This is a genomic window from Hydrogenivirga okinawensis, from assembly GCF_055385515.1.
Genome location: NZ_AP042386.1, coordinates 1,751,384 through 1,773,210 on the forward strand (window position 1 = coordinate 1,751,384; position 21,827 = coordinate 1,773,210).

Here is a 21,827-nt window from a genome sequence, read left to right on the forward strand (position 1 = left end):
CTTCCCTCCTCTCATAATTTTACATGAACGTAGGTGTAGTAAAAGTTCTGATCGACTCCACCCGAGAGCTTAGTTCCCGATTCCTGAACCTTTTCCTTAAACTCCTCCTTGACCTTGGCGATAAACTCCTTATGAACTGGATCGCTGAACTTCTCCGAGTAAACTGTCCCTGCAACAAGACCTTCCATAGGGACGACGCTACCGACGAGCTCCTCCTTGCAGAAGAAGAGAACCTTCCCGTCCTTCTCTTCCCTCTGCAGATCTTCGCACCTCTCCCTTATTGTCTCCTCAACCAGCTTCTCGAGCCGGTTACTCACAGCTTCTTTCAACCCTCACCTTACCTCCTTCGGTGGCAAACTCCTTTCCCTCCTCGTAAAGGCTCCTGAGGATGTATCCAAGCGCTCTGTTTCCTTTGGGGCTTACCGAGGTTATCACGCCAACACCCTTCTTACCTTCATACACTTTATCCCCCTCGCTCACACTTCCCTCCACCCAGAACTTCACTAAAACCCTTGGCGTCCTCCCTCTGAAATAAACCCGGGCTATCGCCTCCTGACCCACGTAACATCCCTTGTTCATGTCTATAGCGTAGCTCAGAACCCCCGCCTCCAAAGGAGAGAAGCCTTCTCTCAGTTCCTTACCTATCCTCGGAACACAACTTTCGATCCTAAGATCCTCCAGCTCCTCCTCCGAGATCCTATCTTCTCCTGAGAGTCTCTCTCTAAGAGCCCCAAGGTTTCCCATCAGATCGTAACCTTCCCTCTTCAATCTGATCGGATTTCTCGCCACGAGAACATTACCAACCTCACTAACCTCGTAATCCTTTAGACTCACTCCGAGGACTTCTTTTATAAAATCCCCCGACCCCTCTCCAAAAACAAAGAGATGCTCCATCTGAGGTGTAAGATCTTCGAAGTAAACCTTCAGGGATAGCTTGAGCCTGTTAAACTCCTTTATAACTTCCTCTGCAGGTTTCTCAGTGTCGAGGATGTAGAAGTCGGAGATCTTGTAAACGAAAAAGTCCCCAACGGGCTGACCGTTCTGCTTTAGCCAGAGATTGTAGTTGAACCTACCCGGTTGTAGTGCCTTTACGTTGTTGGTAAGCAGACTGTGGAGGAAATGGGTATGCTCCTCGGGAGCGGTCATTCCCTTCATGAGCACCTTTGCGGGCTTTCCATAGACCTTTATCTTCGATCTCCTCAGTTCTATCCACTTCATGGCTCTACTTTTACCACCTTAGGCTCTCCCTTTCCATGACGGGGACATACTCAAACACCCTCTCCTCTCCAATCCTTATCTCCTTCCTGAGCTTAAGGCTTAGTACCTTCTCCATGCTGTCTGTGCCTAGGTCTCCTATCCCCTTTCCCTCTCCCATCAGTTTTGGAGCTTGGAAGATTACCAATCTGTCCCAGAGACCTTCTTTTAAAAACTGGGTCACGGTGAAGGCTCCTCCTTCGACGAGTATATGAACGATCTCTCTCCTCGCCAGTTCCTCCAATAGATCCCTGATAACTATCTCCTCCATATAGAGGAGCTCTACACCTTTTTCAATAAGCTCTTCTTCTTTGCTCAAGTTCCTCTTTGAGAAAACGATCAGCGTGGATGCCTCACCATCGTTTACGAGTTTGGAGTCGAGAGGGATATCAAGGTCAGGATCTATTACTATCCTTTTGGGCTGCCTCTCCCAAGGAAAGTGTCTCACGGTGAGTGAAGGATTATCTCTGAGAACCGTGTTTATTCCAACGAGGACGGTACCTGCCTCAGCCCTTAGCCTGTGGGCGAATCTCCTGCTCTCAATAGAGGTTATCCACTTGCTCTCACCGCTTACTGTTGCGATCCTTCCGTCGACAGTTTGGGCAAGCTTGAGGGTCACGTAAGATCTCCTCTGGGAGATGAAGGTGAAGAAGTCTTCGTTGAGCCTCTTTGCCTCCTCCTCTAAAACCCCGACCTCCACCTCTATACCTGCCTCCCTGAGTTTCTGGACTCCTTTACCTCCAACTAAGGGATTGGAGTCGATCGTCGCTATAACGACCCTCCTCACGCCTGCTCCTATCAGGGCGTCCGTGCAGGGTGGGGTCCTCCCGAAGTGAGTGCAGGGTTCCAAAGTTACGTAAACCGTCGATCCCCTTGCCTTTTCCCCCGCCTGATCTAAAGCCACAACTTCAGCGTGAGGATAGCCTGCCCTTTCATGATATCCAAGACCTACGATCTCCCCATCCTTTACAACCACGCAGCCTACCGTGGGGTTGGGATGGGTGAGTCCCTTCCTCCTCCTTGCAAGAGAGAGGGCGAGGGACATGTACTCTTTGTCGGTCATTTAGCGGCTTCTTCCATTATCTCCCTGATCAATTTCTCCACCTCTTGAGCCACGCCCTTTAGTTCGGGTTCGTTGTACATCTCCAGCATCTGAATCGGATTTATGGTGCTCAGTATTGTCTTCCCGTCCTGCTCGAAGATTGCTATCCTGCAGGGCATGGCTGTGGAGATATAGGCGTTCTTAGAAAGGACCTGACTGGCGGCTTTAGGCTGGCAGACCTCAACTATAACACAGTTATAGTTTATTGGAAAACCTTTGTTCTGGAGTATGTTGGTAACCTCGTGGACCCCCATCACTCCAAAGCCTTTCTCCTTAGCCTTCTCCTCAAGGTTCTTCCTTACTTCATCGACGCTCTTTGAGCTCTCCACATTTATAAGCATGGTTCTCACCTCCTTACGTTCTCCAGTATCTCAAGGTATATTTTATCAAGCAGGTCGTCTATAGCTTTTCTCCTCGGTATATCTCCTAAGGATCCAGAGGGCAGACTGTAAGGGACCGTTCCTCCTACCGAGAACCTTTTCTTCCCGATCTCCACATCTATCCTAAGAGTTAGGTTGTAAGAACTCACCCTTTGGCTTGGGGTGTAAGCTATAGGATTCTCTCTGAACTCAACCACCCTGACCTTCACCACTTCCCCTTCGGGGCACTTGAGCGAATAGCCGCTTTCCAAGATAGCTTTTTCCATCGTTTTAAGCAGGGCGTAGCTAAGGTAAGGTTCATTAGTTTCGTTTTCTACATCCCTGATACAGAGGGTCTGCGAGAAGGAGAAGTTTAAAAGTAAAAACGGTATCAGCCACCACATCCGAACCTTTCCCTCAGCTTCCTCTCTACGAAGGGATGGACGAGACCGCTCAAATCCCCACAGTAGGAAGCAACGTCTCTCACTATCGTCGAGCTTATATGTATGAACTCTTGAGAAGGCATCATGAAAACTGTCTCCACCTCGGCGAGCTTGTAGTTTGTGAGCGCTATCTGAAGCTCGTACTCAAAGTCCGTAAAGAGCCTTACTCCCCTCACTATTATCTCTATTCCTTCCTTCCTCATGAAGTCCACCAGAAGGGAATCGAAGCTCTTTACCTCCACCCTCTCTCCTAAGTGCCTTGTCATCTCTCTGAACATCTCCACCCTATCCTCCACCGGGAAGAGGAGGTGCTTTCTCGGTTTTTCTGCCACGGCCACGACCATCCTGTCGAAGAGCTTTAGGCTCCTCTCCACTATATCTAAGTGTCCGAGGTGGGGGGGGTCGAAGGTCCCCGGATACACAGCTTTCCTCATTCTTCTTTCCTCCATATAGAGAGAACCGTGTCTCCGTAAGTTCTCTCCTCGTCTGCGCCGAAGCTACTCCTCTTATCGTGTTCGAGGATAAACACCCCTTCCGGCTTCAGAACCTTTAAAGCTTTATCTATGAGGAGCTTGTAGTTTTCGAAGTTGTAAGGTGGATCTGCGAAGATGATATCCGGTCTGGGCTCTATCCTGTCTATCACCCTCAGGACGTCTCCCCTAATCACCTTACCCTTAGCCCTCTTCCTTATCCTGTCCGCCAGCTTGGGACTCTTCTCCACGTATATGACCTTGGCACCCCTTCTCTCGGCCTCGAGACCTATCTGCCCTGTTCCGGCAAAGAGATCTAAGAAGACGAGGCCTTCTATGTCTCCCAGTATGTTGAAGAGGGCATTCTTAACGAGGGAAGAGGTAGGTCTGAGCTTCTGAACTCTCCTTGTCTTTTTCACGAAAAACGATTATACTGTATATTTGCTTTCAAGGAGGTGCTCAGTCATGAGCTGCTTTATGTCTTTCAGGCTCTTCCAAAACTTTTCAAGGGAGGATAGGAAATGGCAAAGACCCTCGGACTGCATATCTTAGCGGACCTTTACGGTGTTGAGGCGGAGCGGATAGACCGTGTCGAAGACATAAGGGACCTTTTAGAGACCGCCGTTAAGGTCGCCAACCTCACCAAGATCTCCTCTCACTACTACCAGTTCCAACCTCACGGAGCCACGGGGGTTGTCCTCTTAGCTGAATCCCATATCTCAATTCACACATGGCCCGAACACGGGCTCGCCACGGTGGACGTTTACACCTGCGGTGATCCTACCAAGGCTTACAGGGCTATGGAGTATATCATCAGCACCCTCGAACCGAAGAGGGTGGACAAGCAGGTTCACGAGAGGGGAATAGTCGGAGAGAAGGAGCAGTCCGAGGAACTTCGAAGTATACTACTCAGTGCCTGATTTCCCTTCCTTCTTTTTTATAAACTCTACGAACTCGAAGGGAAAGGGAAAGACGACCATCTTGGTGTTCTGGAGACCTATGGTGTGCAGGGTCTCCAAGTATCTGAGCTGTATGGCTATGGGTTCGGAGGCTAATATCCTTGCTGCTTCGAGCAACTTCTGAGCCGCCTGATACTCAGCTTCTGCGGAGATTATCTTAGCCCTCCTCTCCCTCTCAGCTTCAGCCTGCCTTGCGATAGCCTTTCTCAGCTCCTCGGGAAGGTCTATCTTCTTAAGCTCTACCGCCGTTACCTTAACTCCCCAGGGATCGGTCTGACGGTCTATTATCTCCTGGAGCCTCAGGTTTATCTGTTCCCTCCTCGAGAGAAGTTCGTCAAGCTCAGCCTCACCGCAAACGCTCCTGAGTGTTGTCTGGGCTATCTGGGAGGTAGCGTAGAGGTAGTCCTCCACCTCAACTATAGCCTTGACGGGATCCACGACCCTGAAGTAAACAACGGCGTCCACCTGAACCGAGACGTTGTCCTTAGTGATAATGTCCTGAGTGGGTACGTCGAGGGTTATAGTTCTCAGAGATACTCTCACTATACGATCGATTATCGGAATGATTATTATTAGACCGGGACCCTTGGCTCCGATCACCCTACCGAGACGGAAGACCACAGCTCTTTCGTACTCAGGAATTATCTTGATTGCCGCAAAGAGGAAGATCAGGACGAGTATGAGGAGAACTATGATAGGTGAGAATATCATTCCAAGACCTCCTATGTACTTGAAGACATTTACACCCATGGCGACCGCCAGGAAGGCTGCCACGAATATGAGAAAGGGAAGAGCCTCAAGAAGTCCTCTCATCACCCACCTCACGTGTGGTATTCGGCATTTAATCTAACATACTCATAACCTATGTCCGAAGAGTAGTATGTCCAGCTGTTCTTCCCTTCCCTGAGATCTATCGTTATCTCTATCTCCTTCTCCTCCTCTAAGTATCTCTTAGCATTTTCTTGAGCCTTAGGATGAGGCTTTCCATCGTAGAGGAGATGATTTCCAATGTATATCCTCATGGTAAAGGGATCGATTGGAAACTCCGTACTACCTGCTGCCGCGGCTATTCTGCCCCAGTTAGGATCCCTTCCGTAGATTGCTGTCTTCACAAGGAGGGAGTTGGCCACCGTCTTCGCTATCTCCTTCGCCTTCATCTCTAAGGTTGCCCCCTTCACGGTCACTTTGATAACCTTCGTCGCCCCCTCTCCATCCTCTACTATCTTCCTCGCCAGGCTCAGAGAAACCTCGTAGATCTGGTCTTGAACCTCTTTTGGATCCGCCTTTACCTCCCCAAGGGATATAAGAGCAAAGCTGTCGTTGGTGCTCTCGCACCCGTCCACCGTTATAGAGTTAAAGGTCCTGTCGGCCACCTCTTTATGTACCTGGCGGAGATCTTCGAAGTCGAGGTCTGCGTTGGTGAAAACGAAGGCTAACATAGTTGCCATGGAAGGTGCTATCATACCCGCACCCTTGGCAAAACCGAAGGTCTCTAAATTTCCCTTCTTTACGAAATCGAACTTGGGGAAGCTGTCAGTTGTGGATATAACCTCCGAGGCTCTTTCGAGGTCCAAAGGTTCTAAAAGGGAACAGGCGTCATCTATGGATTGAAGAACTCTATCTATGGGGAGGGGCTCCCCGATTATCCCTGTCGAGAAGACAAAAACCTCCTCGTGCCTGAGTTCCAAGTTCTGGGCTACCCTCCGAGCCATCATCTCTGCATGGATTATTCCCTCCTCTCCGGTTCCGCAGTTGGCGTTCCCACTGTTTATTACTAAAGCCCTGACCTTCTCTTCCCTCCTGGCGACCCTCTCGGAGTAGATCACGGATCCGGCCCTGAAGTAATTGTCCGTAAATAGGAAAGAAGCAGTACAGGGATAGGGGAGTAAAACTATGAGTAGATCGGGTTTCTGGGACTCTTTGAGCCCAGCCCTACCTACCCCCATAAGGATGTCGGGCATACGCTTTCATTCCTCCTGAACCTTGAGAACTATAAACTCTACCCTCCTGTTTGTCAGCCTTCCTATGGGATCCTCGTTGGGAGCGATGAACCTCTCCTTGCCGAACCCGACTATCTCTATCTTATCCTCAGGGACACCGTGCTCCACGAGATACCTTTTGACACTCTCCGCCCTCCTTAGAGCGAGCCTCTCGTTATACTCCTTCGGACCTATTATGTCAGTGAAGCCCTCGATCCTGACCTTAACGAAGGAATTTTCCTTCAAAGTCTTTATCACCTCGTTCAGTATGGGAATATACTCCCTCTTTATGTTGTGCTTATCGAAGTCGAAGTGTATTCTCGCCGTTATCTTGAGATGCTCCTCCACCATTTTGGGTCCTTTTTCTTCCTCAGGTTTCTCCTCCACTACCTCTAGCTTTTCCTCTGGAGGCTTTACCACAACCTTCTTCCTGCCTGTGTAGCACTCCAGCTCATTCTCTATTGCTATTCTTAGTTTGCTCTCTGCAATCTTACTTTCCGTACTCACTTCGTTATAGAACCTTAAAACGAGGGCAGAGTTTGGTTCTTCCTTCTTAAGTTCATAGATGAGGGCGTCAAAGAACGCTTCCGCCCTACCGAGCTCCTTAGAGGCACACTTCATACCTCTGTTCTCCCTGAGAAAATCGAGCTTTCTCTTTAATTCCCGGATATTTAGTGCTACACCCGCCTCGTTAAATTCATACTTACTCTTATCAACTATTACAGTTTCCTCTTCCTCTGGGAAGTACTCATCCACACTAATGACTTTTTCTATTTTAGGAATATCCTCGATCGGAGTGAGTTCCTCCACTCCAGTAAAGGCTGCACTTATAGCTTTGGAGGCGTAGTTCATTGTTCTTATTGCAAATATCTTCGATCCTACGTCATCTGCTTCGGAGGCGAGTATGGTAGATACTTCTTTGTATCCTTTAGCTTTTGAGTATATATAGGGTGCTTTGTCCTTGGCGCCAGCACTGTACGCTTTTATTACTGCCCTTTGAGCTTCGTCTATCCCTTGGGTAACCCTGAAGGATGTTGCAAGGACGGTAAGTATCAAGAGGAAGGTAATTTTAGATAACCTTTTCATCCTTATCCCTCCCGTCATGATTATACTATACGGCACGGCTGCTTAGGAGTTTAAAAGGAAAGAAAAAAAGAAAAAGAGGGGTGAGGGGAGCCGTATATCACAGGAACATGTCCCTCCAGAGACCCCTCGCCCATTCGTAGTACCTTTTAGCGGTCGACACTTTCCAGGTGTTATCTTCTCTATGGATTTTCCTTATTTCCTTCGTTTCCACGTTGTATTTGTACTCCACTTCGAGCATTATCGCCGATCTCAGGTTTACCATCGCGTAACATATTCCGTGCTGGATCATCTCTCCCCTATACTCTTTCCCCTTTATTCTGCTTCCCACTATCTTGGCTACTACCTTAGCTTCCGAGTTGGCAGCGTACCCACTCTTCGGGAGGTAGGTCTCACAGGAGTCTCCTACAACGAATACATTTCTGAACTTCGTCTCGTAAGTCATTGGATCTACAGGTACCCACCTGTCCTTCTTTCCTATAAGTCCTATGTCCCTTAAGAATTTCGGTGCCCTCATCGGAGGTATCAGGGATCCAAAGTCGAACCTGAACTCCCCCTTGTCTGTGATAACTTTCCTGCTTCCTACATCCACGTCCTTGACGTTGGCTCCCGTCACGTAGGTTGCCATTCCTCTGTAGAAATCCTCGTAAGCTTTCATAAAGCCGTCTCTCAGAACAGGAGGGTGGTTGTTGGCATCGATGAAGTACATGTGAGCTTTTAGCCCGTTCTCCTTTATGTAGCTCAGAAGCATGGCGGCCCTTTCGTAAGGGGCAGGAGGACAGCGGTAAGGCATCTTCGGGACGGTGATAACTATGTTTTCCCCTTCGAACTCCTCTATAAGCCTTCTGAGGTAAAGATGTTCCGAGCCGGGTCTGAACGCCGCGGGGAAGTGCCAGAGAGCCTCCTTGTAGAAGGGGTAGTTTTCCGTATCGTACTCTATCCCGGGAGAGAGAACGAGGTAATCGTAATCGATGAAACCGTTGGAGGTAAAGACCTTCCTCTTCGAAAGGTCTATGTCAACAACGAAGTCGTTTATGACCTTTACTCCGTACTTCGTGTAGAGCCTGTTGTAGGGGAAGCAGAGCCTTCCGTAATTTATTAGTCCCACGAGGAAGTGGTTGCTCAGCGGACAGGAAACGAAGAGCTGGTTCTTCTCGATCAGTATCACCTCAGCCTCTGGATTTTCTTTCCTTATATACTTTGCCGCCGTAACACCTCCGTAGCCTCCTCCTACTACAACTACTCTGTTACCCTTCGACCTTGGGAGTAGGGAGTTCTTGCTTTTAGCTACTACCGTCGGAACTCCGGCGAGAGCAAGGGTGAGAGTAGAGCCGACTATGAAGTTCCTCCTACTAACACCTGATGACTTCCTTCGCATACTCCTCCACCTCTAAGACCTCACACTTATCAACGAGCTTCTTAGCCTTTCTCGAAGAACCGTAGAGTTTTCTCAGATCCGGTTTAAAGATGTCGAAGAAATCTTCAAAGAGCTCCTTTCCTAAGGTTCCAAGAGCGTACAACTTTCCGTTTTCGTAAGAGAGGACTATCGCCGCGAGAGGAAAGGGAGCGGGACCGTCTATCACCTGAGCACCCTTCTCCGGATCGAAGACCGAAAGGTGGGCACAGCACTGGATAACCCTTCCCCTCTTAACAATCTTTGAGGGAATGTTCTCTGGGTAGTAGTTTATAAAGGAGAACTCCGGTGTAGGATAGCTGAACTGATGGGAGCAGATCGCTGAGTAGGCAACTATGCTCTTCTTTGGACCTACACCGCCTTTCCAGTTGTAAGTCGAGCCGTCTTTGAGCTTTATTTGGGCAGGTTTTACTTCCTTGCCCAAGTTTATCAGTAGGCAGGGGGTAGCCCTGTGAGGATAGAAGAATATGTACTGCTTTCCCGGATCTATCTCCTCCGGTTTTAGAGGAGATCCGTCCTTTTTGACAAGAAGAGCTTTCTTGTAAGCCTTGAAACTTCCCTCCTGAGCCCTTAAAAGATCGATAAAAAGGGAAGGGGCAGCGAGGGAAGCGGTGGCGACAGCGGTACAGTTTTTAAGGAAATCCCTTCGGTCCATGCTGCCCTCCAAGAACATAAAGAGGGGTGATCAGGCGAACATATCCCTGTACATGGCCTTCGCCCACTCTAAATAAGCTTTCCAGTTGGCTGCGGTCGGGTTGTTGTCCATCTTAACGTTGTGGAATGCGAAAGAGTTCTTCTTAGGATCGTACTTGTAGGTGAGATCAACCCATACCGCCTTACCCTTATCCACTCCGGAGTAACAGAGGGTTCTCGGTGCTTTGTAATCCATGCTCTTCCCGTGGGCAAGCTTAATTATAAGCTCGGCGACGTTGTGGGCTTCGGAGTTTGCGGTATTTCCACTCTTGGAGAAGGGATGGTTCCTCGCGTCTCCGGTGCAGAATATCCTCTCATCCGCTTTGGTCATATACCAGGGCCACCTGAGAGCGGGCCACCTGTCTCCTTTTGGAACGAGACCAGCCTGATAGACTATAGGAGCAGACTTACACCTTGGGTATAGGTTAAGATCATCGAAATCGAAGTCTCCGAGGTTTGTAACTATCCTCTTCTTTCCAAAGTCAACGTGTTTTATCTTCGTCTGCGGATAGTACTCTACGTAGCCTTTCACATATTCATCCCACGCTTTGTGGAAACCTTCCGCCTTGACGGGTGGGTCGTTGTGAGGATCGAGAAGTATTACTTTTCCGGGTATCTTGTTCTTCTTGAAGTACCAAGCTATCATCGTAGCCCTCTCATAAGGTCCGGGCAGACACCTGTAGTCGAGCCCCGGCGGGACAGTTATAACGAAGTTACCCTCTTCGAAGTTCTGTATCTTCTGCTTTAGCCTAAGGTGCTCCTCTCCGGGTTTGAAAGCAGCGGGGTACCTCTGCATGGCTATCTCTATATCCTTTGGATCGTCTCCTACCCACTGGGAGTAATCATAGTCTATACCGGTGGCGAGGACTAAGTAGTCGTACCTTATCTTACCTACGTTCGTATAAACGTACCTCTTTTTCCTGTCGATGGCGTGGACCATAGCGTTCACGAAGTGGTAGCCGTACTTGTCAGCAGCCTTGAGATGGTTGTGGATCAGGAACTCTAAGGGAACGAGATCCACGAGCCAGAGGTTGCTAACGGGACAGGACATGAACATCGCCCTTCTCTCTATGAGGACGACGTCTATGTTGGGATCACCCTTCTTGATGTACTTGGCGAGGGTGGATCCCGACCATCCCCCACCGACTATAACTACCCTCGGAGATCCCTTCGAGGGCTTGGGCAACTTGATTTCCGGAGCACTCTTGGCAAAGGTAAAGTTAAAGGCTCCGCTCGTAGCTGTGGCAGTTACCACCGCTCCTGCTGCCGAGGCTTTCAGGAAGTCTCTCCTGCTCACGCCCATATCAGCACCCCCTTCAGTTTTTTCTTCGTTATCCTATTTGCAATCATCGTGCCAGTACCTCAATTTATTGATAGAACTATAGGTTTACGCCACAAGCCCTCGTGGAACCATGTCAGCTTTGACATCTCTGGTGACATAATTGACACATTCCATCAACTGAACATGTCCCTGTAAAGTGCCTTCGCCCATTCGAAGGTGGAACGGGCAAGCTGGGTAGATCTCTCGTTGATTACGTTCACCTTTTTCTTAACCGGAGCTTTCTTCTTCCTGTCTATATCGTAGAGGACGTTTATAACTATCGCCTCTTTCGGATCACCGTTTACCATAGAGTAACAGGTATTTGTGGGAGCCTTAACAGCCTCTAACGGATCCTTTCCTTTTAGAAGCGCCACGAGTGCCTTAACTACCATGTTTTGGGTGTGGTTGTGCGCCATGTCCCCACTCTTCGGGAAGCCCTTTACCGACGAGGCGTCTCCGGCCACAAAAACCCTCGGATCGAGCTTTGATTGAAGCGTAAGGGGATTAACGTCGCACCATCCGGTCTTGGGATTGACGAGCCCAGCCTTCCACGCGAGATCTCCAGCTTGATGGGGCGGGTTCAGGTTAGCGTCGTCGAACTTGAAGTCTCCCGCCGTGGTCTTGATTATCTTTCGGACGGGGTCTACCTCTTTTATCTTAGCGTTCGGAACGTACTCAACGAGGTCACCGTAGAGCTCCACGTAAGCGTTTCTAAAACCCGGTCCCTTCGGCTTTATCTGATTCTTTGGATCGAGAATAATCAACTTACCATTAACTTCGTTACGCTTAAAGACGTGAGCTATCATCGCAGCCCTTTCGTAAGGAGCAGGCGGACACCTGTGGGGTGGCGGTGGCACAACGAGAACGAAGGTTCCCTCCTCAAAGTTATCAACCTTCCTCTTGAGTGCTATGTGTTCCGAGCCGGGTATGAAGGCGGAGGGGAAGCTTGTAGAACATATCCTTGCCATCTCATTGTCGCCTTTGAACCACGCGTCGTAGTTGTACCTTATGCCGGGTGCGAGGATGAGGTAGTCGTAATCTACGTATCCGTCCACCGTGTAAACGCGTCTTCTGTCTCTGTCCACATCGGTAACAGTTGTGTTTATGAAGGTGTATCCGTACTTTGAGGCAGGGGTATGGAAATCGTGCATAAGGAACTCCATATCTACGAGACCGCCCAGCCATACGTTGCTTATAGGACAGGACATGAAGATCTTCCTCTTCTCTATGAGAACGACGTCCACCTTGTCACCGAGTTCCTTCTTAAGGTGCTTCGCAGCGGTCATACCTGCCCAACCGCCCCCTATTATGACTACCCGGTTGCCCTTAGCCGGAGGGAGCATCCTGTTGGCAGCCTTGGCAGCGCAGGCTGTAGAAGATATGTTCAAGGAACCTAATACGGCTCCAACGCCCGCTACTTTGAGCAGATCCCTTCTGTTCATATCCATCTCAATCACCCCCTTTAAAGTTTTCTTCGGTGCCTTTATTTAGCAAAAATCATGCCAAATGTTTTAAGTGCTTGATAATTCTTGGTAGTCCAAAGTTGCCCCTAATTTAAAACCATTTTCGTTTGTGTCAATCTTGACACACCCTATGACATAGATGACATCTACCCGCTAAGGGTCAGAAGGAGTAAATTTAGTTCGATGGATTTCTCAGTTTTCGACCACTTCGACGAAGAGGTGGTTGTTATAGACAGGAACTTCCGGATAGTCTATGCCAACAGGAAGTACGCCGAGGACATGGGTTACTCGGATCCTCGAGAGGTCATAGGAAACTTCTGCTACGTAATTTCACACCATCAGAACGAACCCTGTCAGGGGGAGTGTCATCCCTGTCCCTTAAGGGAGATCGAGAAGACAGGGAGGTCGGTGAACGTCGTTCATACCCACTACACCCACGACAACAAGGAAGTTCCCGTCGAGATCTGTGCCTTCCCTATAGAGAATGGAGAGAAGATAGTCCAGATAATCAGGGATATAAAGAGCGATAAGGAAAAATTCTACCTCTTCAGTCTCTCCCAGAAGCTCAGCTCTGTAGGGTTCTTGGCTCTCGGTATAGCCCATCAGCTCAGCACACCCCTCGGAACCATACTCTTGGCTTTAGAGGACCTTGAAGAGAAGATTGGAAGCAGTGAAGAGACTGAACTTATTAGGAACGCAGTAAACACCTGTAAGGACTACGTTGATAAGCTCCTCTTCCTTGTAAGGAGGAACTCGAGCCGTGATCTCGTAAACTTAAGGAAGGCGGTCTCCGATGCGGTAGATCTCCTCAGTGTTTACGCCAAGGAGAAGGAGGTTATTATCGAGCTCGATCTCGAAGATGTAGGCTACTTCCTTGCCAACGAAGCGGACATAAGGCATCTGGTCCTAAACCTCGTCCTGAACGCCGTGCAAGTGTCTCCTAAGGGAGAGAGTGTTTACGTAAAACTTTACAGGGACGGGGATAGGTGGATACTGGAGGTCTCCGATAACGGACCGGGTATAGATCAAGAGGAGCTAAGCAAGATATTCATACCCTTCTATCAGGGTAAGAATAGGAAAGGGGGATCCGGACTTGGGCTCGCCATAGTGGACAGCATAGTGAGAGAGTACGGTGGTTCAATCGAGGTTGAGAGCAATCCCGGAAAGGGGGCTACCTTCAAGGTCTCCGTTCCTCTCCCTGAGTTCCCTGAGCTTTCTGAAAACGGTTCTCCTGCTACAGCCTAACACCTCCGCAACCCTCTCCGCACTACCGAGCTTCTGGTAAAGGTAGCCAACGTAGAAGAGCTCGAGATCCTTGAGAGAGGGCATCTTCGAGAAAATGTCCTCGAGGCAAGCTTCCCTCTCGGATTCTGAAGGAAGGCATAGGCTGTCGTCTATGTACTCTCCCTTAGAAAGGAGGGAAGCTCTCTCGATAGTGTTTCTCAGTTCCCTGATGTTCCCAGGCCAGTTGTAGTTCATGAGGAGCTTAATTCCCTTCTTACCTATCTTCTTCCTAAACCGCTTTAGGAAAACCTCTGTAAGGAGCGGGATATCTTCTTTCCTCTCTCTGAGAGGCGGTATCTCTACCTCCACGGTGTTTATCCTGTAGAGAAGATCGCTTCTAAACTCTCCTCGCCTTACCATTTCCTTCAGATCCCTGTTCGTAGCAGCCACTATCCGAACGTCCACACCTATCTCCTTGAGACCTCCCACCCTCCTGAACTTCCTCGTCTCAACGAACCTCAGAAGCTTCGCCTGAACAGGCAGTGGAACCTCACCTATCTCGTCCAGGAACAGAGTCCCCCCATCCGCTATTTCGACGAGGCCCATCTTTCTCTGAACGGCTCCCGTGTAGGCTCCCCTCTCGTGACCGAAGAGCTCGCTCTCGAAGAGGTTCTCGGGTATTGCACTACAATCGACTACTACGAAGGGTTTATCTCTCCTATCGGAAAGCTTGTGGATGTAACGGGCTATAACCTCCTTCCCCGTTCCCGTTTCTCCCCTGAGGAGGATGTTCACATCGCTCTTAGCCGCGTTCTCTATCAAGTTAAGAACCGATTTGAATAAGGGACTCTTGGTTTCAAAGGTTATCTCGTAATCCTTCTCGAAGAGTATGCTCTTTAGCGCTCTGTTCTCCTCCTCGAGCCTCTTCTCCTTCAGAGCCTTCTCTATGCTTACCTCCAGTATCTCGAAGCTGAAGGGCTTCTGAATGAAATCGGAGGCTCCCGCCTTCATGGCCTCCACGGCGGTGTTCACATCTCCGTAACCGGTTATCACTATGAACTTTGAACTTACCTGAGGAGCAAGTTCCCTCAGAAGATCGAGACCGTTCATGTCCTTCAGCCTTATGTCGAGTAGGACGACGTCGTAGGAGTTCTTTTCTAAGAGATCCCTCGCCTTCTCTCCGCTAAGAACGGCGTCTACTCTCAGACCCTTCTTACTTAGCTTTCTTTTGAGTATGCCGTTTAAACTCGGATCGTCCTCCACTAACAGAATTCCCCCCATGGGTGTCAATTTTGTCATACTTTCCGAGAAAGTCAATTAAGATTTACTTCTGGCAGTTAAAATAGGACTTATGGAGAGATTTGTACTCGACACGAGCGTCTTTACCAACCCGGACATCTACACCACCTTCGGTGAGACGGATCACCTCGGAGCAATCGAGAACTTCATCCACCTCGCCATACACTCGGGGGCAGAGTTCTACATGCCGACCTCCGTTTACGATGAGATGCTCAAGATGGTCGAGCTAAGACATCTTGCCCCTGAGTTCGAGATGGTTGTTAAGATAAGGTCTCCGAGGAAATACTCTCTCATGATACCGAGCGAGATACTGTACGAGCTGATAGAGGAACTCAGGCACAGGATAAACAAGGGGTTGAGGATAGCGGAGGAGCACACCAAGGAGGCAGGGAGGATAACGGAGGAAAACGTTGGAAAGGTGATAAATAGACTCAGGGAGAAGTACAGGGAGGCTTTGAGGCAAGGGATAATAGACAGCAGGGAGGATGTGGACGTTCTTCTCTTAGCTTACGAGCTTGACGGGACCGTCGTTACGGCGGATGAAGGACTCAGAAAGTGGGCTGACAAGGTGGGGATAAAGATAATAGATCCCAAGAACTTCAGGGGGATCTTAGAGAGTCTAATCAAACACAAGTCCGCCGCTCAGTAGGTGACCGAGGAGTCCTGTCATGTTCAGGAATACCTTGTCGAAGGTGAGTATCCAGTAATCTCCTTCCTTCCTTAGATCCCTCTCTATAACCTGAATGTGCTTAGATGTCCGGTGGAGGAGCTCCATCAGGGCGAGGGCGTTGTCCTTGCTTCTGAGTCTGCATCTGAAGGTTCTGTAAACTTTGTGCTCCCTCTTGAACTGTTCTATCGCTTCAAAGAGTCCGTCTATGAAGGCTTTCCCGAGCTCTTCGTAAAGGTGCTCGGTCCTCTCTATCCCTTCCTCTTCCATGAAGAGGACAAGCCTAAGTATCCTGTTGGTGTAGTACTCTGGGGGTAGCTGGAGCATATTCTTGGCTGTTACCTTTATATCGCTCAGGTTTGCGTAGCTCGTTATGTACTTCGCTCTCCTGTTCTCCTCCGAGTCCTCCTTCAGAACTATACCTTCCCTTCCCTCCTCGTTGAGTTTAAGAAGGAGTTCCTTCAATCTCTCTACGTCCTCCGAGGTGAACCTCCCGAATATCTCAACGGAAGGAAGGTCGTATCTCTCTATCAGAGAGATCTTCTCCTCTTGAGATAGGAACTTGGGATCGTTCTTCCTCATGATATCGAAAACGAAGAATCGAACGTCTTCCTTCACAAAGGGAGGGCTCTCCTCTATGTAGGGATTTTCGGGTCCTGCCACCTCGGCACAGAGGATCAGGTCGGGGTTGTCTTCGAAGAACTTCAGATTTATGAAATCGGGGATCCTGTCGGTGGTGAAGGGACAGATGTATCCTCCTCTCGAAAGGGCAATCACCTCATCTCCTATCCTGAATATCCGCACGTTGTAGCCGTCCACCTTCTCCTCCACCCAGAAGGGATTTTTAAACTGCTCCGCTATACCCTTTTCGAGCATAAAGATCCTTCCTATATGGGGGTATCCCCATATAACAGTGTCCTGAAATAAGGCGGTTCCTCTCGGGATATCCTTGAAGTCGTCGGAGAACCTCAGGTATTCGAAACTCAGGAAGCTTTCGGATCTCGCCTTCTTCTTCCTTACCGCTTCCCTGACGAGGCTAACGTCTATCACCTATTAGAGAATATCATAAAGTTCACACCAACTCTATTAGACTTGTCAGCCTTTCCTTAGATATATCTTTCCAGACTTCACAAGAGGAACAGACCTCTAAAGTAGGAGGCTTTTGACAACCACTGCATTTCTCTATTTTGGGTATCAGACTTTCGATATCTCTAAGTAGAATAGAGAGTAACTGAATTTTCCTCTGAGCTACGTTTCTCAGTTCTTCCAATTCTCTGGTAACCTTTTTACTTGCCTCATCTCCTGTTTTACTATTCTCCCTAACTTTTACCAAAGTTTTCAAAAGTTCGAGGGGAAATCCCATATCTCTTAACTCCTTTATCAGCTTTAATCTTGCTATGTTAGCTTCCGAGTAAAGCCTCGTTCCTTTTGAAGTTCTTACTGGCTTAATAAGACCTTCTTCTTCGTAAAATCTTATCGCTCGTGGTGTCAGTTGTGTTTCCTTAGCTGCCTCTCCTATTTTTTTCAGCTTCATAAGGCTGACAATACACCTTCTATGCCTTTGGTTTTCAGCTCTTTAATTATAAGCGATGGTGAAAGAACCCCTCCAAAATCGATAAACAGTGCCTTTTCTCCAACTTCCTTCATGCTCCTTATACCTTCTACCTTTTTTAACTCCCTCTCGGCTGTCTCTCTTAGATTCTTACTCCTAAAGTAAACTACCACATCACCCATAGCACACCTCCAAATCTAACCTTAACGTTAAGGTAATATCTATAGAAATGGATGTCAAGGATCAATCACTTATCAGCGAGTACCACAGCATGAGTCCGTCGTGGCTTCCTAAGATGTCCTCCGAAGCTCTCTCAGGATGGGGCATCATTCCGAAAACGTTCCCCTCTCTGTTTACCACACCCGCTATGTTAGAAACCGAGCCGTTGGGGTTGGCGGACTCCGTTACTTTTCCCTCCTCGTCCACGTACCGGAACAGGATCTGTCCATTCTCCTCTAAGCTTTCGAGTTCTTCTGGTGGGGCGTAGTATCTGCCGTCGTGATGGGCTATCGGTATCCTGAGGATTTCCCCTCTACCGAGCTTTTTCGTAAATCGTGTATCCCCGTTCTCAACCCTCAGATATACGTCTTTACAGACGAACCTCATGTTCAGATTGGGCAGAAGGGCTCCCGGAAGGAGGTGTAGCTCGGTGAGTATCTGGAAGCCGTTACATATACCTATCACGAGACCGCCCTTCTGGGCGAACTCATAGACCGCCTCCGCCAGGGGAGTTTTAGCCGCTAAGGCGCCGGGCCTCATGTAATCCCCGAAGGAGAAACCTCCGGGAAGGACTACGCAGTCGTATTTAGAAAGGTTCCTTTCGTTGTAAAAGACAAAGTCCACCTCCTTTTCAAGGACGTCCCTTACGACATAGTAAGTGTCGTAGTCGCAGTTGGATCCGGGGAAGACACAGACGGCGAACTTCATCAGAGTTCCTCTATCTCGTAGTCCTCGATGAGGGGATTGATTATGTACTTCTCAACGATCTCCTTTACGTTCTGATCCTCCTTTACCTCCATTTCCACGAGCTTCCCAACTTTAACGTGCTGAACGTTAAAGCCGTTATCTTTCAGCATCTCCTCAACCGCCCTTCCTTGCGGATCGAGGAGCCCCTCCTTAGGCGTTATCAGAACCCTCACTTTCTTCATCTCTCTTACCCTCTGACTTTATCACTATCCTGCGGATCTCATCACCCTCTTCCAACTCCCACCTCGGTTTGGTGAGCCTGTCCCTCTTGGAGAGGGGTATATCCTCAGCCTTTATCCTGTCGTAGAAGGCTCTTCCCTGAAGGGTAGTTATGAGGAGTTCCACCTCATCCTTAAGAGGGATAAGGTCTATGAGCCTCTCCCTCGCCGAACCTAAGACGCCAACACCTTTTACTCCCCTGTTCCTAACCGGTATCTCCTCCTGATAGATCCTTTTTACCTTCCCGTCAGGTGTGACTACCACCAAGTAGGGCTGATCCTGTGCTATCACCCTGATACCCACTACCTCGTCCCCCTCCTCTACCTTCATACCTTGGGCTCCCCTCGTTCCCGGAGTTGCCGCGGGAATCTCTCTCACGTTGAAACGAGCTACCTTACCTCTCCTCGTAAACATGAGGATGTCGCTCATATCTATGGACTGGGCTATGCCGACCACCTCGTCGTCCTCGGCAAGCTTTATTATCCTCATCCCCTGTGCCTTATACTCGAACTCGACAAGGGGTATCTTCTTTATCATCCCGTTTCTCGTAGCCAAGAGGAGCCTGTCTGCAAACTGCTCCCTTATGAAGGCTCCCACTATCCTCTCTTCCGACTCCTTGAAGTTCACCTTACTACCCTGAAGAGCTTGAGAACCCGCGAGCCAGTAAACTCTTCCCTTATTCGAGACGAGAAATAGACCTTCGGTGAAGGGAACGTCGAGAATATCAACCACGGGAGCCTCACCCTCGGGCATGTTCTCCACGGGCATGACCTTCCCGTTTTCAAGAACCGCAACGACCAGAGAACCCTCCGCCAGTTCCTCTTCGAGACCTTCTATGAAGGTTCTCCTCGGATCTCCATACTTCTTTACGAGGGCTTCGGTCTCCTCTATGAATATCCTTATCCTCTCCTCCTCGCTACCGATGACCTTGCGGTAATAATCTATCTTTTCCAAAAGCTCTGCCTCTTCCTTCCTGAGCTTGTCCCTCTCAAGGGAGGTGAGCCTGTGGAGGCGAAGATCCAAGACCGCCTGAGCCTGCCTCTCGGTGAGTCCAAAGCGGGTCTGTAGCATCTCCCTCGCTTCCGCCACGTCCTTTGACTTCCTTATTCCCTCTATCACGTCGTCGAGGTTGTTAATGGCGATAAGAAGTCCCTGAACGACGTGGAGCCTGTCCTCCGCCTTACGTAGGAAAAACCTCGTTCTCCTGAGAATTACGCCGAGTCTGTGCTTTATAAACTCCCTGAGAAGCTCCTTTATACCTACGAGCTTGGGCTCTCCGTTTATGAGAACTACAAGGTTTACGGGAAATCCCTTCTTGAGTTGGGTGTACTTGAAGAGCTTCTTTAAAACCTTCTCTCCCTTCGCCTCCCTCTTCAGTTCTATGACTATCCTTATTCCCTCCTTGTCCGACTCGTCTCTTATGTCGGAGATCTCCTTGAGCCTACCGCTCCTGACGTTATCCGCTATCTTCTTTATGAGCTCCGCCTTGTTCACCTGATAGGGTATCTCAGAGACGACTATCTGTTCTCTTCCCCCCTGAACCTTCTCCACGTGAGCCTTGGCCTTTACCTGAACTATTCCCCTTCCCGTCTCGTAGATCTCCTTAAGATCCTTGTAGTTTTCAATAACCCCCCCCGTAGGGAAGTCGGGACCCTTTATGATCTCAAGAATATCCTCTGTGGTCATGTTCGGGTTCTTGGCAAGTTCCACAAGAGCCTTTCCCACTTCTCTCAGGTTATGAGGAGGGATTGAGGTTGCGAGCCCCACCGCTATACCCGCGGTTCCGTTGCAGAGGAGGTTGGGGAACTTGGAGGGCAGAACCGTAGGCTCCATCAGGGACTCGTCAAAGTTGGGGACGAAGTCCACCGTCTCCTTCTCAATGTCCTCGAGCATCTCCACCGCTATCTTGGAGAGCTTAGCTTCAGTGTATCTCATCTGAGCCGGCGGATCTCCGTCTATAGATCCGTAGTTCCCCTGACCAATTATGAGGGGATACCTCATGGAAAAGTCCTGAGCCATCCTAACGAGTGCATCGTAAACCGCCTGATCCCCATGAGGGTGAAACTTACCCAGAACCTCGCCGACCACCCTCGCACTTTTTTTAAAGGGTTTTTCGGGTGTCAGTCCCATCTCGTGCATCGCGTAGAGTATCCTTCTCTGGACAGGTTTGAGTCCGTCTCTGACATCGGGGATAGCCCTCCCCACTATAACGGACATTGCGTAGTCTATGTAAGACTGCTTTACCTCTTCTTCTATGGGAACCTCTATGATTTCCATTTACTCAATTATACCACAGAAAGGATCTCCCTCTCCTCCTCCAAGAGTTCCAAAGCGTTCCCTGTAAAGAGGTTGCAGACCCAGAGGTTCGTTTCTAAATGTCCCGTGAGCGCAGGGAACCTTATCCTGCCTCCCGCCAGAGCTATCCACGGGACGAGGTGATCGGCTAAATGTCTGTCCACCGTTGCTCCGCTCTCCCAGTCCTCTAAGAGTTTTAACCCACACTCCCTTCCTACCTCTTCCGCCGGCTTTCCCTTCTTTCCCAAGTTGTCCGCCCCTAAAACGTTTCCCTCACTGTCTTCGAGCCACAGGGTTACGCTCGTTCCTATAGAGTAAGCGCTGACGTACTGTCTGTAGGTTTCTGGTATTGGATATCCTTTCTCTTCAAGGACCTCCAGCACTCCCTTCACCTGTCTCTCTACCACCTTCCTCTCCCTGAGGGCTTCGTGTGCTACGGAGATCAGGTGCATCTTTTTAATCTCTCCCTGTTTCACTTTAAAAAGGTTGAGCCTACCTTTTAAAAACTCCCTCACCTCCTTTAAATCCTTCGGTCCTTCCTTCAGATCACCCTCTACACTGAGTTTAACCCTTCCTCCTCCCGCCGGATAGTAGCCTCTTCTCAAAACCTCGAGCCTAACAGAAGCGGCTACACCCCTTATCACGGGGAGGTAGACAAACCTAACCCAGTCTATGGTAGGACTCATCGGAACCTCAGTTCCTCCTACCACCTCTATCTCTACCTTTCCCGGAACGAAGAGAGAAACGGGCAGTATAGTTTGGAGAAAGAGCGATATAGATCCAGCACTACCGAAGTCCACCTCGTAAGATCCGCTTCTCAGTTTACCTGGAATGTAGGTTAGTTCTAAGGATCCGAGCTCATCACCCTCGACCCTTGCAGATGCGAGCTCCTTCAAGAGCCTGACTATGTGAAGGTGCTGTCTCTTCAGTCCTGGTTTTTCCCTCTTCACCCTGATATTTCTTATTTGTATCGGTATATTTAAGATCGTGCTCAGAAAGAGGGCAGTTCTTACTATCTGCCCTCCACCCTCTCCGTAGGAGCCATCTATTTCAAGCATCGGATAA

At 49.2% G+C, this 21,827-nt stretch carries 25 protein-coding genes; 3 read left to right on the forward strand and 22 right to left on the reverse strand.

The features are described 5' to 3' along the window. Positions 1 to 11: 11 nt before the first annotated feature. The 7 genes from ACZ483_RS09990 to ACZ483_RS10020 are packed head-to-tail and all read right to left on the reverse strand — an operon-like array spanning position 12 to position 4,047. Positions 12 to 317: a hypothetical protein gene (locus ACZ483_RS09990; protein ID WP_464324028.1), complete on the reverse strand. Its 306-nt coding sequence runs from the start codon at positions 315 to 317 to the stop codon at positions 12 to 14. Further along, entirely contained in the window at positions 310 to 1,218 is a 909-nt protein-coding gene (ygfZ, locus tag ACZ483_RS09995) for a CAF17-like 4Fe-4S cluster assembly/insertion protein YgfZ (RefSeq protein ID WP_464324029.1), read from the reverse strand. Before ygfZ ends, ACZ483_RS09990 begins: the two co-directional genes overlap by 8 nt. 10 nt (positions 1,219 to 1,228) lie before the next feature. Next, a complete protein-coding gene (gene ribD / locus ACZ483_RS10000) occupies positions 1,229 to 2,317 on the reverse strand; it encodes a bifunctional diaminohydroxyphosphoribosylaminopyrimidine deaminase/5-amino-6-(5-phosphoribosylamino)uracil reductase RibD (protein ID WP_464324030.1) in 1,089 nt (362 codons plus the stop codon). Further along, on the reverse strand, positions 2,314 to 2,697 hold the full coding sequence (locus ACZ483_RS10005) for a DUF302 domain-containing protein (RefSeq protein WP_464324031.1): 384 nt from the start codon (positions 2,695 to 2,697) through the stop codon (positions 2,314 to 2,316). The genes ribD and ACZ483_RS10005 overlap by 4 nt, the downstream gene beginning before the upstream one ends. Before the next feature lie 5 nt (positions 2,698 to 2,702). After that, positions 2,703 to 3,119 (reverse strand): hypothetical protein, encoded by a 417-nt coding sequence (locus tag ACZ483_RS10010; protein WP_464324032.1) that lies wholly within the window; start codon positions 3,117 to 3,119, stop codon positions 2,703 to 2,705. Beyond that, positions 3,107 to 3,592 carry a pantetheine-phosphate adenylyltransferase gene (gene coaD / locus ACZ483_RS10015; protein WP_464324033.1) on the reverse strand — a complete coding sequence of 162 codons (486 nt, stop codon included), beginning with the start codon at positions 3,590 to 3,592 and terminating at the stop codon, positions 3,107 to 3,109. The genes ACZ483_RS10010 and coaD overlap by 13 nt, the downstream gene beginning before the upstream one ends. After that, complete coding sequence (locus ACZ483_RS10020; RefSeq protein ID WP_464324034.1) at positions 3,589 to 4,047, reverse strand: RsmD family RNA methyltransferase; 459 nt, start codon at positions 4,045 to 4,047, stop codon at positions 3,589 to 3,591. The genes coaD and ACZ483_RS10020 overlap by 4 nt, the downstream gene beginning before the upstream one ends. A 102-nt stretch (positions 4,048 to 4,149) precedes the next feature. Between ACZ483_RS10020 and speD the strand changes: the two genes are divergently transcribed. Next, positions 4,150 to 4,548 carry an adenosylmethionine decarboxylase gene (gene speD / locus ACZ483_RS10025; protein ID WP_464324035.1) on the forward strand — a complete coding sequence of 133 codons (399 nt, stop codon included), beginning with the start codon at positions 4,150 to 4,152 and terminating at the stop codon, positions 4,546 to 4,548. Here the strand turns inward: speD and ACZ483_RS10030 are convergent. The 7 genes from ACZ483_RS10030 to ACZ483_RS10060 all read right to left on the reverse strand — a co-directional run bounded on the left by ACZ483_RS10030 (position 4,534) and on the right by ACZ483_RS10060 (position 12,525). Then, positions 4,534 to 5,400: a slipin family protein gene (locus ACZ483_RS10030; RefSeq protein ID WP_464324036.1), complete on the reverse strand. Its 867-nt coding sequence runs from the start codon at positions 5,398 to 5,400 to the stop codon at positions 4,534 to 4,536. The genes speD and ACZ483_RS10030 overlap by 15 nt on opposite strands. 8 nt (positions 5,401 to 5,408) lie before the next feature. After that, positions 5,409 to 6,548: a bifunctional glutamate N-acetyltransferase/amino-acid acetyltransferase ArgJ gene (argJ, locus tag ACZ483_RS10035; RefSeq protein WP_464324037.1), complete on the reverse strand. Its 1,140-nt coding sequence runs from the start codon at positions 6,546 to 6,548 to the stop codon at positions 5,409 to 5,411. Positions 6,549 to 6,554: 6 nt separating this feature from the next. Next, the gene (locus tag ACZ483_RS10040; protein ID WP_464324038.1) at positions 6,555 to 7,652 is read right to left on the reverse strand and encodes an OmpA family protein; all 1,098 of its coding nucleotides are present in this window, start codon (positions 7,650 to 7,652) and stop codon (positions 6,555 to 6,557) included. Between the two features lie 97 nt (positions 7,653 to 7,749). After that, positions 7,750 to 9,027, reverse strand: coding sequence for an NAD(P)/FAD-dependent oxidoreductase (locus ACZ483_RS10045; RefSeq protein ID WP_464324039.1), 1,278 nt, complete (start codon positions 9,025 to 9,027; stop codon positions 7,750 to 7,752). Next, complete coding sequence (locus ACZ483_RS10050; protein WP_464324040.1) at positions 9,002 to 9,718, reverse strand: twin-arginine translocation signal domain-containing protein; 717 nt, start codon at positions 9,716 to 9,718, stop codon at positions 9,002 to 9,004. The genes ACZ483_RS10045 and ACZ483_RS10050 overlap by 26 nt, the downstream gene beginning before the upstream one ends. A gap of 30 nt (positions 9,719 to 9,748) precedes the next feature. Continuing rightward, positions 9,749 to 11,059, reverse strand: coding sequence for an NAD(P)/FAD-dependent oxidoreductase (locus ACZ483_RS10055; RefSeq protein ID WP_464324041.1), 1,311 nt, complete (start codon positions 11,057 to 11,059; stop codon positions 9,749 to 9,751). Between the two features lie 152 nt (positions 11,060 to 11,211). Further along, on the reverse strand, positions 11,212 to 12,525 hold the full coding sequence (locus ACZ483_RS10060) for an NAD(P)/FAD-dependent oxidoreductase (RefSeq protein ID WP_464324042.1): 1,314 nt from the start codon (positions 12,523 to 12,525) through the stop codon (positions 11,212 to 11,214). Positions 12,526 to 12,723: 198 nt separating this feature from the next. Between ACZ483_RS10060 and ACZ483_RS10065 the strand changes: the two genes are divergently transcribed. Then, entirely contained in the window at positions 12,724 to 13,785 is a 1,062-nt protein-coding gene (locus tag ACZ483_RS10065) for a two-component system sensor histidine kinase NtrB (protein ID WP_464324043.1), read from the forward strand. On the opposite strand, the gene ACZ483_RS10070 is transcribed toward ACZ483_RS10065, so the two are convergent. Continuing rightward, on the reverse strand, positions 13,678 to 15,045 hold the full coding sequence (locus ACZ483_RS10070) for a sigma-54-dependent transcriptional regulator (RefSeq protein WP_464324044.1): 1,368 nt from the start codon (positions 15,043 to 15,045) through the stop codon (positions 13,678 to 13,680). The two genes, ACZ483_RS10065 and ACZ483_RS10070, sit on opposite strands and share 108 nt — an antisense overlap. 70 nt (positions 15,046 to 15,115) lie before the next feature. On the opposite strand from ACZ483_RS10070, the gene ACZ483_RS10075 reads away from it, so the two are divergent. Beyond that, positions 15,116 to 15,712 carry an RNA ligase partner protein gene (locus ACZ483_RS10075; RefSeq protein WP_464324045.1) on the forward strand — a complete coding sequence of 199 codons (597 nt, stop codon included), beginning with the start codon at positions 15,116 to 15,118 and terminating at the stop codon, positions 15,710 to 15,712. Here the strand turns inward: ACZ483_RS10075 and ACZ483_RS10080 are convergent. The 7 genes from ACZ483_RS10080 to rtcA form a co-directional block, all read right to left on the reverse strand. Further along, positions 15,683 to 16,780, reverse strand: coding sequence for an RNA ligase (locus tag ACZ483_RS10080; protein WP_464324046.1), 1,098 nt, complete (start codon positions 16,778 to 16,780; stop codon positions 15,683 to 15,685). The genes ACZ483_RS10075 and ACZ483_RS10080 overlap by 30 nt on opposite strands. Positions 16,781 to 16,802: 22 nt before the next feature. After that, a complete protein-coding gene (locus ACZ483_RS10085) occupies positions 16,803 to 17,264 on the reverse strand; it encodes a MerR family transcriptional regulator (RefSeq protein ID WP_464324047.1) in 462 nt (153 codons plus the stop codon). After that, positions 17,261 to 17,464, reverse strand: a complete 204-nt coding sequence (locus ACZ483_RS10090) for a hypothetical protein (protein WP_464324048.1) — start codon at positions 17,462 to 17,464, stop codon at positions 17,261 to 17,263. Before ACZ483_RS10090 ends, ACZ483_RS10085 begins: the two co-directional genes overlap by 4 nt. Before the next feature lie 61 nt (positions 17,465 to 17,525). Then, positions 17,526 to 18,209, reverse strand: a complete 684-nt coding sequence (gene purQ, locus ACZ483_RS10095) for a phosphoribosylformylglycinamidine synthase I (RefSeq protein ID WP_464324049.1) — start codon at positions 18,207 to 18,209, stop codon at positions 17,526 to 17,528. Beyond that, positions 18,209 to 18,430 (reverse strand): phosphoribosylformylglycinamidine synthase subunit PurS, encoded by a 222-nt coding sequence (purS, locus tag ACZ483_RS10100; RefSeq protein WP_464324050.1) that lies wholly within the window; start codon positions 18,428 to 18,430, stop codon positions 18,209 to 18,211. Before purS ends, purQ begins: the two co-directional genes overlap by 1 nt. Beyond that, positions 18,399 to 20,744, reverse strand: coding sequence for a DNA gyrase/topoisomerase IV subunit A (locus tag ACZ483_RS10105; protein WP_464324051.1), 2,346 nt, complete (start codon positions 20,742 to 20,744; stop codon positions 18,399 to 18,401). Before ACZ483_RS10105 ends, purS begins: the two co-directional genes overlap by 32 nt. 8 nt (positions 20,745 to 20,752) lie before the next feature. Beyond that, positions 20,753 to 21,820 carry an RNA 3'-terminal phosphate cyclase gene (gene rtcA / locus ACZ483_RS10110; RefSeq protein WP_464324052.1) on the reverse strand — a complete coding sequence of 356 codons (1,068 nt, stop codon included), beginning with the start codon at positions 21,818 to 21,820 and terminating at the stop codon, positions 20,753 to 20,755. Between the last annotated feature and the right edge of the window lie 7 nt (positions 21,821 to 21,827).